The sequence below is a fragment of the Actinophytocola sp. genome, assembly GCF_036555685.1.
Lineage (GTDB): Bacteria > Actinomycetota > Actinomycetes > Mycobacteriales > Pseudonocardiaceae > Actinophytocola.
The window spans coordinates 1-14134 of the sequence record NZ_DATBKY010000243.1 but is presented as its reverse complement, the minus strand read 5'-3'; the positions used below and the strand labels follow the sequence as shown (position 1 = coordinate 14134).

Annotated in this window: 12 protein-coding genes; 9 read left to right on the top strand and 3 right to left on the bottom strand. The window is 70.8% G+C overall.

Features of this window, described 5'->3' with window-relative positions; translation table 11 throughout:
• The 5 genes from VH969_RS24490 to VH969_RS24470 form a co-directional block, all read left to right on the top strand.
• A partial coding sequence (locus VH969_RS24490; protein ID WP_331978175.1) for a glycoside hydrolase family 3 protein occupies positions 1-1624 on the top strand: 1624 nt, incomplete at its 5' end.
• Entirely contained in the window at positions 1621-2928 is a 1308-nt protein-coding gene (locus VH969_RS24485; RefSeq protein WP_331978179.1) for an exo-beta-N-acetylmuramidase NamZ family protein, read from the top strand. The genes VH969_RS24490 and VH969_RS24485, both read left to right, overlap by 4 nt.
• 16 nt (positions 2929-2944) lie before the next feature.
• The gene (locus VH969_RS24480) at positions 2945-4696 is read left to right on the top strand and encodes a serine hydrolase (RefSeq protein WP_331978173.1); all 1752 of its coding nucleotides are present in this window, start codon (positions 2945-2947) and stop codon (positions 4694-4696) included.
• Between the two features lie 178 nt (positions 4697-4874).
• Positions 4875-5792: a MurR/RpiR family transcriptional regulator gene (locus VH969_RS24475; RefSeq protein WP_331978171.1), complete on the top strand. Its 918-nt coding sequence runs from the start codon at positions 4875-4877 to the stop codon at positions 5790-5792.
• A 17-nt stretch (positions 5793-5809) separates the two neighbouring features.
• Entirely contained in the window at positions 5810-6733 is a 924-nt protein-coding gene (locus VH969_RS24470) for an N-acetylmuramic acid 6-phosphate etherase (protein WP_331978169.1), read from the top strand.
• A gap of 340 nt (positions 6734-7073) precedes the next feature.
• Here VH969_RS24470 and VH969_RS24465 read toward each other — a convergent pair whose 3' ends face one another.
• Positions 7074-7808: a Fic family protein gene (locus tag VH969_RS24465; protein WP_331978167.1), complete on the bottom strand. Its 735-nt coding sequence runs from the start codon at positions 7806-7808 to the stop codon at positions 7074-7076.
• A 143-nt stretch (positions 7809-7951) separates the two neighbouring features.
• Between VH969_RS24465 and acs the strand changes: the two genes are divergently transcribed.
• Positions 7952-9931 carry an acetate--CoA ligase gene (gene acs, locus VH969_RS24460; protein WP_331978165.1) on the top strand — a complete coding sequence of 660 codons (1980 nt, stop codon included), beginning with the start codon at positions 7952-7954 and terminating at the stop codon, positions 9929-9931.
• A gap of 50 nt (positions 9932-9981) precedes the next feature.
• On the opposite strand, the gene VH969_RS24455 is transcribed toward acs, so the two are convergent.
• Complete coding sequence (locus VH969_RS24455) at positions 9982-10512, bottom strand: hypothetical protein (protein ID WP_331978163.1); 531 nt, start codon at positions 10510-10512, stop codon at positions 9982-9984.
• 151 nt (positions 10513-10663) lie between these two features.
• Here VH969_RS24455 and VH969_RS24450 point away from each other — a divergent pair, with 151 nt between their 5' ends.
• From VH969_RS24450 to VH969_RS24440, 3 genes are read left to right on the top strand one after another with little or no spacing between them, the layout of a single operon-like run.
• Positions 10664-11323 carry a VIT1/CCC1 transporter family protein gene (locus VH969_RS24450; protein WP_331978177.1) on the top strand — a complete coding sequence of 220 codons (660 nt, stop codon included), beginning with the start codon at positions 10664-10666 and terminating at the stop codon, positions 11321-11323.
• A gap of 54 nt (positions 11324-11377) precedes the next feature.
• Positions 11378-11905: a phage holin family protein gene (locus VH969_RS24445; RefSeq protein ID WP_331978161.1), complete on the top strand. Its 528-nt coding sequence runs from the start codon at positions 11378-11380 to the stop codon at positions 11903-11905.
• Between the two features lie 30 nt (positions 11906-11935).
• Positions 11936-12874: an alpha/beta fold hydrolase gene (locus tag VH969_RS24440; protein ID WP_331978159.1), complete on the top strand. Its 939-nt coding sequence runs from the start codon at positions 11936-11938 to the stop codon at positions 12872-12874.
• A gap of 181 nt (positions 12875-13055) precedes the next feature.
• Here the strand turns inward: VH969_RS24440 and VH969_RS24435 are convergent.
• A partial coding sequence (locus VH969_RS24435) for a MarP family serine protease (protein WP_331978157.1) occupies positions 13056-14134 on the bottom strand: 1079 nt, incomplete at its 5' end.

Sequence of the window (14134 nt, the reverse complement as noted above, 5' to 3'; positions counted from 1 at the left end):
GTGGGGCCAGTCCGCCGACGACGTGGATCCCAAGAACCAGGAGAACTACGGGGTCGACACCCCCGCGCAGGTGATCGAGAAGTTCGGCGTCGGCGGCGTCATCTACTTCAACAACAGCACGACCGACAACGTCGACAACCCCAAGCAGCTGGCCACGTTCTCCAACGGGCTGCAGCGGGCCGCGGTCAAGCACAACACCCGCATCCCGCTCGTCGTCGCGATCGACCAGGAGGGCGGCAACGTCACCCGGCTCGAGACGCCGGCCACCGAGTACCCCGCGAACATGGCCGTCGGCGCCGGGCGCAGCACCGCCGACGCGAAGGCCCTCGCGACGATCAACGCCACCGAGCTGCGCGCGATGGGCGTCAACGAGAACTTCGCCCCGGTCGCGGACGTCAACTCCAACCCGCTGAACCCGGTCATCGGCGCGCGCAGCTTCTCCTCCAGCCCCGACCTCACGTCGAGCCTCGTGACCGCCGAGATCGACGGATACCAGCACGGCAGCAAGAAGCTGTCGGAGACCGTGTCCTCGACCGCCAAGCACTTCCCGGGCCACGGCGACGCGTCGACCGACAGCCACACCAGCCTGCCGATCATCGACCGCACCGAGGCCGAGTGGCGCCAGTTCGACCTGCCGCCGTTCAAGGCCGCCGTGGACGCCGGCATCGACTCGATCATGACCGCGCACATCGAGGTGCCGAGCCTCGACCCGACCGGCGTGCCCGCCACGCTGTCGAAGCCGATCATGACCGGGCTGCTGCGCAACGAGCTGGGCTACGACGGCGTGGTCGTCACGGACTCGCTCGGCATGGGCGGCGCGAACGTCTTCCCGCCCGAGGAGATCCCCGTCATGGCGCTCGAGGCCGGCGTCGACCAGCTCCTCATGCCGCCGGACCTGCAGCTCGCCCTCGACGCGGTCAAGGGTGCCGTGCAGAGCGGCCGGCTGACCGAGCAGCGCATCGACCAGAGCGTCCTGCGGATCCTCAAGCTGAAGCTCAAGCGCGGGATCATCGCCAAGCCGTTCGTCGACGATAAGAAGGTCGACAAGATCGTCGGCACGCCGGCGCACCTCGCGCGGATCCAGCAGCTCACCGACCGCACGACGACGGTCGTCCGCAACGACGCGAACCTCCTGCCGTTCGCCGACGCGCCGGCCAAGGTCCTCGTCACCGGCGTCGGCGACACCGTGCTCACCAACCGCACTCCCGAATGGCTCCGCGACAGCATCAACGAGCGCGGCTCGACCGCGACCGCGCTGCCGACCGGGCTGAGCCCGACCCAGGCGACGATCGACCGGGCCGTGGCCGCGGCCAGCGAGAACGACGTCACCGTCGTGCTGACCAACAACCTGTCCGGCCGGGCCCAGCAGCGTGCGCTCGTCAACGCGTTGCTCGCCACGGGCAAGCCGGTCGTCGCGGTCGCGTCGCAGATCCCGTACGACGTGGGGTTCGTGGACGCGCCGACCTGGGTGGCCACCTACAGCTGGCGCGCCGTCTCGATGGAGTCGCTCGCCAAGGTCCTCTTCGGCGAGGTCTCCCCGCAGGGCAAGCTCCCGGTCGACGTGCCGCGGGGCGACGACCCGAACACCGTCCTGTACCCGTTCGGCGAGGGGCTGACGTGGTGAGCTTCGACCGCCGCCAGTTCCTTTCCAGGTCCGCGCTCACCGCATCCGCGCTCGCGGCCCCGGCGCTCACCGTCGCGGCCGCGAGCCCGGCTGCCGCCACACCGGCCCCGGTCCACCACGGCGAGGCGGCGGCGCAGGGCCACGGGCAGGTCACGCCGGCCGCGGACCTGCTCGCCGCGGACGAGTGGCAGCACCTGCGGGGCCGCAAGCTCGGCATCCTGACCAACCCGACCGGCGTGCTGCGCGACCAGACGCACATCGTCGACTCGATGGTCGCCGCCGGCCTCACGCCGACCGCGGTCTTCGGGCCCGAGCACGGCTTCCGCGGAACCGCGCAGGCCGGCGGGTCGGAAGGCGACTACCTCGACCCGCGCACGCAGATCCCGGTGTACGACGCGTACGGCGCGACCGCGGAGAAGCTCGCCGGCCTGTTCACCAAGTCCGGCATCGACACCTTGCTCTTCGACATCGCGGACGTCGGTTCGCGCTTCTACACCTACATCTGGAGCATGTACACGGCCATGCAGGCGGCCGTGCTCACCGGCACGTCCGTCGTCGTGCTCGACCGGCCCAACCCCGTCGGCGGCCGGCCGTTCGGCCCGATGCTCGACCCCGCGTTCGCGTCCGGGGTCGGCCGCAAGCCGATCGTCCAGCAGCACGGGATGACCGTCGGCGAGCTGGCGCAGCTCTTCGACGCGGAGTTCCTGCCCGACGATGCCGGCGGGCGGCTGGACAGCCTCGAGGTCGTCCGGCTCCGGGGCTGGCGCCGCGACCAGCTGTTCTCCCGGACCGGGCTGCACTGGGTCCTGCCGAGCCCCAACATGCCGACGCCGCAGACGGCGCTCGTCTACCCGGGCACCTGCCTGTTCGAGGGCACCGTGTTCTCCGAGGGGCGCGGCACGACCCGGCCGTTCGAGATCATCGGCGCGCCCGGGATCGACTGGCGCTGGGCCGAGGCGCTCAACGCGGCCGGCCTGCCCGGCGTGCGGTTCCGCGAGCACTACTTCGTGCCGACGTTCTCCAAGTGGGTCAACGAGACCTGCGGCGGCGTCCAGGTGCACATCACGGACGAGGAGCGCGTCGACGCGATCCGGACCGCGGTCACGATGATCGTCACCGCGAAGCAGGTCCACCCGGACGTGTTCGGCTGGCGTCCGGACAACTACATCGACAAGCTCTCCGGCTCCGACCGGCTGCGTCTCATGGTGAACGCGGGCGCCGGGGCCGACGAGGTGATCGGCGCCTGGCGGGGCGAGCTCGCCGCTTTCGCGAAGCTACGGGAGCGGTATCTCATCTACCGGTGACTACTTCGAGGTGGCCATGTTCAGGCGGACCGTGCTGTCAGTTGCTCTGCTCGCCGTGGTCGGCAGCGTCGTCGCCGCCGGCACCGTCGCGAGCGCCGACCCGCACGGAGGCGGCGTGACCGGCCGCTTCGACAGACCGCAGGACGGCTTCGCGCCGGCGCGGACCGTGCTGCGGACGGGTTCGCCGCGGTCGGTCGGCCTCGACCCGGCGCCGATCGAGGCCGCGCAGGACAAGATCGACGCCTGGACCGAGCCGAACCCGGCGAGCGGGCATCCGCTCTTCGCCGGGGCGGTCGGCCTGCTCGCGCACGACGGCGTCGTGGTGAAGCGGGCGACCGCCGGGTACGCGCTGCGCTACGCGGACGCCGCCGGCACCGAGCTGCCGGACGCGGACAAGGTGCCGATGCGCACCGACACGATCTTCGACATGGCCTCGGTGTCGAAGCTCTTCACCTCGATCGCGGTGATGCAGCTGGCGGACGCGGGCGAGGTGGACGTCAACGCGCCGGCGGCGACGTACCTGCCGGAGTTCGGCGTCAACGGCAAGGAGTCCATCACGGTCGCCCAGCTGCTGACCCACACGTCCGGGCTGGTGTCGTGGCTGCCGCTGTGGTCGGCGTACCCGGACCCGCCGTCGCGGATCAAGGCCGTCATGGACGTGGCTCCGCACAACCCGCCGGGCAGCACGTACGAGTACTCCGACCTGAACCTGATAACGCTGGGCGTGCTGGTCGAGCGGGTCACGGGCAAGACGCTGGACAAGGTCGTCGCCGAGCGGATCACCGGCCCGCTGCACATGGTCGACACCGGCTACAACCCGCCGGCGAGCAAGCTGGACCGGATCGCGGCGACCGAGTACGAGGCCAGCCCACCACGCGGCATGGTCCGCGGCTCCGTGCACGACGAGAACGCGTGGTCGCTCGGCGGCGTCGCCGGGCACGCGGGCGTGTTCTCCACGGCCGGCGACATGGCGATCCTGGCGCAGACGATCCTCAACGGCGGCACGTACCGCGGGCACCGGATCCTCCGCGAGCAGACCGTCCAGTCGATGATCGACAACTACAACCAGAACTTCCCTGGTGACGACCACGGCTACGGCTTCGAGCTGAACCAGATGTGGTACATGGGCGGCCTGTCCGGCCCCCACACCGCCGGGCACACCGGGTACACCGGCACCGACGTCGTGATCGACCCGGCCTCGCGGTCGTTCGCGATCCTGCTGACCAACCGCGTGCACCCAAGCCGGAACTGGGGCTCGATCAACCTCGCCCGCGAGACGTGGTGCACCGGGCTCGCGAAGGCACTCGCGGTGAAGCCGCGGCACGGCCGGGACGCGTGGTACACGGGTATCGGCGACGCCTCACAGGCCACGCTGACCGGTGCCGCACTGCAACCGGACGGTCCCGTTCGAGTGAACTTCGACGCCTTCGTCGACTCCGAATCCACAGATTTCTTGGTGCTCGAGGCGAGCACCGACGGAACCTCCTGGACGCGTGTGCCGATGGACGTCGAGGGCACCGGCGCACCGGACGAAACGGTCGAATCGTTATCCGGATCGGGGCATCGCAGCTGGTGGAAGGTCGATGTACGCATACCGCACGCTGCAGAGATCACGCTGCGCTGGCGGTTCACTACTGACGCCCGCTACACCGGGCGGGGAATTTTCCTCGATCGCATCCTCGTCACGGACGGTGTTCGGACGCTCCTCAACGGTGAGAAAGAACCCCACAAACTGCAGGCAGACGGCTGGTCACTCGGGTCACGATGAAAAACTGACGGCGGTTGAAACGCTAACAACACCCCCCTGATCGTCGATTCCGATGTTGAGCTAGCACGACGAAACAGGAAGTTTCCGCCCCGGTTGGGTAGCGTTGTCATAAGACAGCGGCTGCCGTCTTGTTGTCTCAGTTGACTGTTAGTAAGTTTCCCACGTGAGCGCGAGTGCCATGACCACACAACACACTGAGTCAAGTCCACTGGTCCGCATACGGTCGCTGCTGCCCGGTCTGGCCCGCGCGGAGCAGCGCGTAGCCAAGGTCGTCCTGGACAGTCCGTCAACGGTTGCCCGGCGAAGCATCACCGAGGTCGCCGAGGCCGCCGGTACCAGCGAGACCACCGTCACCCGTTTCTGCAAGGCCATCGGCGTCGGCGGATACCCCGAGCTGCGCATCGCACTCGCCGCGGACACCGCCCGCTCCGAGGCCCGCGCCGAGCGCGACCTCGGCGGCGAGATCGCTCCCGAGGACGACCTCGCCACGGTCGTGGGCAAGGTCACCTTCGCCGACGCCCGCGCGGTCGAGGAGACCGCCGCGCAGGTCGACGTGAACGTCCTCGAGCAAGTCGTCGCGGCACTGGCCAACGCCGGCCGCGTGGACGTCTACGGCGTCGGCGCGAGTGCCTTCGTCGCCGCCGACCTCCAGCAGAAGCTGCACCGCATCGGGCGAGTCAGCTTCGCCTGGAGCGACACCCACATCATGCTGACGTCGGCCGCCGTGCTGGGTCAGGGCGACGTCGCGTTCGCCATCTCCCACACCGGCGCCACCGCCGACACGGTCGAGGCCCTCCGCGAGGCCCGGCGCGCCGGTGCCACGACGGTCGCGCTGACGAACTTCCCGACCGCCCCGATCAGCGAGGTGGCCGACCTCGTGCTGACCACCGCCGCCCGGGAGACCACCTTCCGTTCGGGTGCGACGGCCAGCCGGATCGCCCAGCTCACGGTCATCGACTGCCTGTTCATCGGCGTCGCGCAGCGCCATCTGAGCGACTCGATGAAGGCGCTCGAGGAGACCAGGGACGCGGTTGGCTCGCACCGGCTGGAGACCCGGCACGACGGTCGCCGCAAGGCGCGGGAGACCGGTAAATGATCCTTGGGGGAGGCAACATGACAGTGCCGCGCCAGGCCGTTCACGTCGACTCGCCGACCGAGCGGCGGAACCCGCGCACGACCGACCTGGATCTGCTGTCCACGTTGGACCTCCTCAGATCGATCAACGCCGAGGACCGGTTGGTGCCCGACGCGGTGGCGGCCGCGCTGCCCGCACTGGCCACCGCCGTCGACTGGGCCGTCGAGGCCCTGCGCCACGGCCACCGCGTGCACTACGTCGGCGCCGGCACGTCCGGCCGCCTGGCCACCCTGGACGCGGCGGAGCTCGCGCCCACGTACAACGCGCCGCCGGACTGGTTCGAGGTGCACCACGCCGGGGGGTCGTCCGCGTTCCAGAACGCGGTCGAGGACGCCGAGGACGACGAAGAGGGCGGTGCCGCGGAGCTCGTGGCGTCCGCCGAGGCGGGCGACTTCGTGCTCGGACTGACGGCGTCCGGGCGGACGCCGTACGTACTGGGGGCGCTGCGCGCGGCCGGCGCGCTGGGGGCGCGGACCGGTCTCGTCTTCTCGAACCCGCACGCGGTGGGCCTGTCGGACATCGACGTGCTCATCGAGGTGGACACCGGCCCGGAGGCGGTAGCCGGCTCGACCCGGATGAAGGCGGGCACGGCGCAGAAGCTCGTGCTGACCGCGTTCTCGACGGCCGTGATGGTCAAGCTCGGCCGCACGTACTCGAACCTGATGGTCGGCATGCGCGCGACGAACGCGAAGCTGCGCGGCCGCACGGTGCGCATCCTGCGGGAGGCGACGGGCCTGGACATGCACGAGTGCGCCCAGGCCCTGGACGAGGCACAGGGGGACCTGAAGGTGGCGCTCGTACACCTGCTGTCCGGGGTAGACACACCGGAGGCCGCGGAGGCGCTGGCGGCGGCGGACGGGCACGTGCGCAAGGCCCTGATGTCCTTGCGCGCCACCGTCTGAGACGTCTGACGTACGTGCGGGCCAGTGCTGCTCAGCGCTGGCCCGCACGTGCTTGTGGGAGCCGCCCGCACACGCGGCCGCCGCCTCGTCGATCGGGGTGGGTTCGTTCGACGCGCGGCTCGCGGTCCTGCCGGGCACCACGCACGTCGACTGACGTCCCGGCACGCGGACCTGCTGCTGGCGCTGGTCTAGGAGTTCCTCGCAGGAAATAAGGGCGGGCCGAGAGGACCTCGGCCCGCCCCTGTGGGATCCCGTCACACACAGCGAGGAAGGGGGACTCGCACCACCAAGGGTGCGCGGTCGACCCCGAGTCCGGATCGAGGTTCGCTGAACGGGCAGGTCAGCCCGTGAGCACGGCCTCCGCGATGCCGGTCGCCTCGCGGGCGCCCGCCTCGACCGCCGCGCAGCAGAACGTGATCCAGCCGGCCAGACCCTCGTCGGTGCCCGTGGTGAAGCCCGCCGCTGCCTCGGCGTAGCGGTCGGACCGGCGCAGGTAGAACACCTCCGGCACGATCAGCCCCTTCGGGTCCAGACCGGTGCCGATCGTGGTCAGCCGGGCCGCCGCGCGGGCCACCACGCCGTTCGCCGCACGGAACGGGGACAGCGCCAGCAGCTCGCCGTGCACGACCGCGACGAGCACGGCGCCGGGTACCGACGTGCCGCCGGCCACCAGCTCGGCCAGCAGGTCCAGCCGGCGCGAGATGCCCCGGCCGGGCCGCGGCCGGCCGAGCTCCTCGTCGTCCGTCAGGTCCGCGGCGGCCAGCATGTGCAGCCGGGCCAGGGCCTGCATCGGCGCCCGCTGCCAGATAGGCACGAGCGTGCCCAGGGACTCCGCGATGCGCAGCGCGCCGGCCAGGTGCGGCTCGTCGACCTCCCCCGCGGCCGGAATCTCGGGGTCACCGCCGTCGAGCGCGGCCGAGGCACGCGCGGCGCGGACGGACGCCTCGGCGGCGGTCGCCGGCCAGCCGCGGCGGTTCGCGGGGTGCCCGTGCACCGAGTCCACGGACTCGCGCGCGGCGTGCACCGCCTCCTCGACACCGGGCAGTTCCAGCAGCGGCGCCAGCGGGTCAGTCACGGCATCGGACCCTACCGGGTGACAACGGGACGTGGCAGCGCCGCCGGGTGGTCTGGACCTCTTCGGACCCTATGCGTGCCATCGCCTCGTGTGATAGCACAGGGCAAGCAACTACACACCTCTGGGTCGAGAGGATCCAAATCATGACCGACCAGGGCCCGACGCTGGACAACCTGCTCACCGAGAGCAGGACGTTCCCGCCCAGCGACGAGTTCGCCGCCCAGGCGAACGCGAAGGCGGACCTTTACCAGCAGGCGGACGCCGACCGGGAGGCGTTCTGGGCCGACGAGGCACGGAAGCTGCACTGGGACACCGAGTGGAACCAGGTGCTCGACTGGTCGAACCCACCGTTCGCGAAGTGGTTCGTCGGCGGCAAGCTCAACGTCGCCTACAACTGCGTCGACCGGCACGTCGAGGCCGGCAACGGCGACCGGGTCGCCATCCACTGGGAGGGCGAGCCCGGCGACGGCCGCACCATCACCTACGCCGACCTGCAGCGGGAGGTGTGCAAGACCGCGAACGCCCTGCAGTCGCTGGGTCTCAAGACCGGCGACCGGGTCGCGATCTACATGCCGATGCTGCCCGAGGCGATCTTCTCGATGCTCGCGTGCGCGCGGCTGGGCCTGACCCACAGCGTCGTGTTCGGCGGCTTCTCCGCCGAGGCGCTGCGCTCGCGGATCGACGACGCCGAGGCCAAGCTCGTGATCACCGCGGACGGCCAGTACCGGCGCGGCAAGCCCGCCCCGCTCAAGGCCGCGGTGGACGAGGCGGTGAGCCGGACGCCGACGATCGAGCACGTGCTCGTCGTGAAGCGCACGGAGGTCGACGTCGAGTGGACCGACGGCCGCGACCTGTGGTGGCACGACGTCGTGGAAGGACAGTCCGACTCGCACACACCGGAGGCCTTCGACGCCGAGCACCCGCTGTTCATCCTCTACACGTCGGGCACGACCGGTAAGCCGAAGGGCATCCTGCACACGGCCGGCGGTTACCTGACCCAGTGCGCGTACACGCATCGCAACGTCTTCGACGTGAAGCCGGAGTCCGATGTGTACTGGTGCACCGCCGACATCGGCTGGGTGACCGGGCACAGCTACATCGTCTACGGCCCGCTGGCGAACGGCGTGACCGAGGTCGTCTACGAGGGCACGCCGAACACCCCGCACGAGGGCCGGCACTGGGAGATCGTGCAGAAGTACGGCGTCACGGTGTACTACACCGCGCCGACGCTGATCCGCACGTTCATGAAGTGGGGCCACGACATCCCGGCGAAGTTCGACCTGTCCTCGCTGCGCGTGCTGGGCTCGGTCGGCGAGCCGATCAACCCCGAGGCGTGGATCTGGTACCGCGAGCACATCGGCGGCAACCGCACGCCAGTGGTCGACACGTGGTGGCAGACCGAGACCGGCGCGATCATGATCTCGCCGCTGCCCGGCGTCACCGCGGCCAAGCCCGGTTCCGCGCAGACGGCGCTGCCGGGCATCTCGGCGAAGGTCGTCGACGAACAGGGCAACGAGGTCGCCAAGGGCGGCGGCGGGTACCTGGTGCTCGACAAGCCGTGGCCGTCGATGCTGCGCGGCATCTGGGGCGACGACGAGCGGTACCGGGAGACGTACTGGGCACGCTTCGCCGACCAGGGCTACTACTTCGCCGGCGACGGCGCGAAGTACGACGCGGACGGCGACTTCTGGTTGCTGGGCCGGGTGGACGACGTGATGAACGTGTCCGGCCACCGGATCTCCACGACCGAGGTGGAGTCGGCGCTCGTGTCGCATCCGACGGTGGCCGAGGCGGCGGTCGTCGGCGCCACCGACCCGACCACCGGCCAGGGCATCGTGGCGTTCGTGATCCTGCGCGGCGGCATCGCGGAGGACGAGGCGAAGGGCGAGGAGGCGCTCAAGGCGCTGCGCGACCACGTGGCGAAGGAGATCGGCCCGATCGCGAAGCCGCGGCAGATCATGGTCGTGCCGGAGCTGCCGAAGACGCGCTCGGGAAAGATCATGCGTCGCCTGTTGCGCGACGTCGCCGAGAACCGCCAGATCGGCGACGTGACCACGCTCGCCGACTCCTCGGTGATGGACCTGATCTCCGAAGGCCTCAAGAAGGGTGCCTCGGAGGACTGACATGCCGGAGACGACGGCCCGGCCACCGCGGTGGCCGGGCCGTCGTCTTGTCAGCGGAGCCGCTGGGTGACGTCGTCGCCCGAGCCGGGCCCGAAGTCGGTGCCGCCGGGTGGCGAGGGCGGGCCGGCCGGGCGGGGCTGCTGCGGTGGCGGGTACCCCGGGTGCGGGAACTGTTGCCGTGGTGGGAACGGCGGCTGTGCCTGTGGGTGCGGCGCGGGCGCGCCGGACCGCGCGGCCTGCTGCTGGAAGTACAGGTCCGCCGTGGATGGTCCGGCTGCCTTCCGGCGACGCCGGTGGCGCACGATGCCCCAGATGCCGAGGGCGCTCAGCGCCAGGCCACCGCCCAGCAGTGCCCAGCGGCCCCAGGTGACGAAGGTGTGGTGGGCACGCTCGTTGCCCTCCTTGACCTCGTCGTACGTCTCCCGCGAGGTGACGTCACCGCTGCGGTTGGTGTACTCGCAGACGTCGCCGGGCAACATCAGCTCGCCGTCGCACCGGACCTCGTGGTCCCGGCCGGCGACACCGGTGCTGAAGAACAGCATGACCAGGCCGACGACCAGAAAGAAGATCCACTTCTTCATCGATCGCTCCCCCAGAGCGCGAAGTGACAGGTCGCGCCATGGTGCCACACGCCGCTCACGGGGGTTCAATGAGCGGGTGACTGAGCTCAGCGCCGAGGAGCCCGCCCACGTCCACACCGGTGAGCCGCACCGCGGCAGCCTCGGTGAACGGATGAACTGGTTACGCGCGGGCGTGCTCGGCGCGAACGACGGCATCGTGTCGGTCGCCGGGCTCGTCGTCGGCGTGGCCGGGGCGACCGCCAACCGCTCGGCGATCGTCATCGCCGGGGTGGCGAGCCTCGTCGCGGGCGCGCTGTCGATGGCGGGCGGCGAGTACGTCTCGGTCAGCACCCAGCGCGACACCGAGCAGGCAGCGCTGCGCCTCGAGCGCTACGAGCTGGAGACCATGCCCGAGGCCGAGGAGCGCGAGCTCGCCGAGATCTACGAGGACAAGGGTCTCTCCCCCGACCTCGCCGCCGAGGTGGCCCGCGAGCTGACCGAGAAGAACGCGCTCGAGGCCCACGCCGAGGCGGAGCTCGGGATCGACCCGGACGACCTGACGAGCCCGTGGCACGCCGCGTGGGCGTCGCTCGTCGCGTTCACCTGCGGCGGCCTGCTGCCGCTCGTCGCGATCGTGCTGCCGCCGGTCGGGTGGCGGGTCTGGGCGTGCGCCGGCGCGGTGGTCTTCGGGCTCGTGCTCACCGGGTGGGTCAGCGCGCGGCTGGGGAACGCGGTCGCCCGCCGGGCGATCGCGCGCAACGTCACGGTCGGCGCGCTGACGATGGGCATCACGTATGCGGTCGGCCTCCTGTTCGGTGTGACCACGGGCTGAGCCGACCCGCCGAACGCCCTGCCGGGCCAGCCGCTTTGATCGGCACATGGCACGATGGCGCACGTGACCAGTGCGCACGACAACACCGGCAACGGAGCGGGGCTGCCGCGCGTCCCGTCCATCCCGTTGTCCGACGAGACGAGCGGCGCGGCGGGCGAGCAGTCGATCGGGAACTTGGTCAAGGACGCGACGACACACCTGTCGACCTTGGTCCGGGCCGAGGTCGAGCTGGCGAAGCAGGAAGTCTCCGGCGAGGTCAAGAAGGCCGTCAAGGGCAGCGTCTGGTTCATCCTCGCGCTGGTCATCTTCGCCTACAGCTCGTTCTTCGTCTTCTTCTTCCTCGCCGAGCTGCTGGACATCTGGCTGCCGCGGTGGGCCGCCTTCCTCATCGTGTTCGGCATCATGTGGGTGGTGGTGGCGATCTCCGCCCTCCTGGGGTATCGCAAGTTCCGGAAGATCCGGGCGCCGGAACGCACGATCGAGTCGATGAAGGAAACCGCGGCCACGCTGCGGCACGTGGGCGAGGACGGTCACGAGACCGCGCCGGCGCCGGCCACCGGCGACGCCGTGCGCCGTTACTGAACGGACCTCGCCCTGAGCACCGCAACAGCCGTGCGCCCCGATCCGTCGACAGTGCGCATCGACGGCCCTTGGCGGCACCGCGACGTGCACGCGAACGGCATCCGGCTGCACGTCACGGAGACCGGCGAGGGTCCGCTCGTGCTGCTGCTGCACGGGTTCGGCGAGTTCTGGTGGACCTGGCGCCACCAGCTCACCGCGGTTGCGGACGCGGGTTTCCGGGCCGTGGCCGTGGACCTGCGAGGTTACGGCGATTCGGACAAACCGCCGCGCGGCTACGACGCGTGGACGCTCGCCGGTGACGTCGGCGGGCTGATCAAGGCACTCGGCTCACCGCGCGCGCACCTCGTCGGGCACGCCTGGGGCGGACTGCTCGCGTGGACGGTCGCCGCGCTGCACCCGCGGCTGGTGTCGTCAGTAGGGTCCGTGTCGTCGGCGCACCCGTTGGCGCTGCGGCGCGAGATCCGGCGCACGGCGCTGCACCGCAAGGCGACGAACCAGGCGCGCGCGCTCGGTCACGTGTTCCGCGCGCAGCTGCCGCTCGCTCCGGAACGCTGGCTGACCCGGTCCGACGGCGCCGCGGTGGAAGCGCTGATGCGCCAGTGGTCTGGTCCCGAGTGGACAGTCCAACCCGGATTCGCGGACGTCGCGGCCCGCTACCGCTCGGCGATGACCGTGCGCGGCGTGGCGCACTCGGCGCTGGAGTACTACCGGTGGGCGGTACGCGCCCAGCTACGCGGCGAGGGCCGGCGGTTCACCGAGGCCATGCAGCGCGAGATCACGGTGCCGGTGCTGCAGTTGTCGGGCGCGGCGGACCCGTGCATCCTGCCGGGCACGGTGCGGGCGTCGGCGTCGTGGGCCCACGGTCCCGTGGAGACCAAGCTGCTGGACGGAATCGGCCACTACCCGCACCAGGAAGCACCGGCGGCCACCAACAAGGCACTGATCAACTTCCTCGACACGTCGCGATAGACAGACCACCCGAGACCGAACCGGGAACCCACCTGGTAGAGCCAAGATCAGCCGCCCCGTGGATGGCGACCCCCGCCCCTCTCCGGGGGCACCCCGTCATCCAGTCTACCGGGAGGCACCGACAATTCGGGTGGGCATGATCGACATGTGGACAGGTTGGTCTGTTGTGGACAACCGAGCCTCAGGCGGCGCAGCTGCCCGTGCCCACCGCGCGGGAGAGGTTCGGGGCCTGGCGGACCTCGTCGGTCACCTCGTTGGCCGTCAGGGCAAAGCCGGTCTCAGACTCGTCCACCGCGGCGCCGAAGATCACGCCGATGACGCGGCCGCGGGTGTCCACCAGCGGGCCGCCGGAGTTGCCGCTGCGTACGACGGCCCGCAGCGTGAACACCTCGCGGGTCACCGTGCTCGAGTCGTAGATGTCCGGGCCCGTCAGGTTGATCTTGTCGCGCACCCGGGCCGGCGACGCCGTGTACGGGCCGTCCAGCGGGTAGCCCAGCACGATCGCCGACTGGCCGGAGCGGCCCGGCTGGGGGGCGAAGCGCAGCGCGGGCGCGGGGAGGCCGGGAACGGCGAGCACCGCGACGTCGGTGTCCGGGTCGTAGTGGACGACCCGCGCGTCGTACGGGCCGCTCGACGTCTCGACCGTGACCTCCGACGTGCCGGCCACCACGTGCGCGTTCGTCATCATCCGCTCGGGGGCGATCACGAAGCCGGTGCCCTCCAGGGCCCGCGAACAGGACGGCGCCTTCGCGTGGATCTTGAGCACGCTCGGCCGCACCCGCTGCACCACCGCACTGCTCTGCAGCTTCGGGTCCGGCGGCGCGACCTCCTTCGTCGGCGTGCGGTCGAACGGGTCGACCGCGGCCGGGAAGCCCGACACGTCCAGCAGCCTGCGCAGCTCGTCGGGCAGGTCCTGCGCGGCCTGCGGCATGACCTTGTCGACGCCGCCGAGGATGGTCGAGTTGCGGATGGCCGACGCCAGGTCCGGCAGGTTGCCCACCGTGACCAGCGGCAACGCGATCAGCCAGGCCACGACGAAGACGACCGCGCCCTGCACGATCGCGCCGAGCGCGTTGTCCACGCTGGCCAGCTTCGGGGATCTGATCTTCTGCCGCAGGCTTCTGCCCAGCCACACGCCGAGGGTCTCCCCCAGCGCGACCAGCAGCACGAAGATCGCCACGGCGAAGGCGACCCTGGTCGGCGTCGACTCGATGTACTTGACCACGAGCGGCGCGATCTTGATGCCCGCGATCGCGCCGA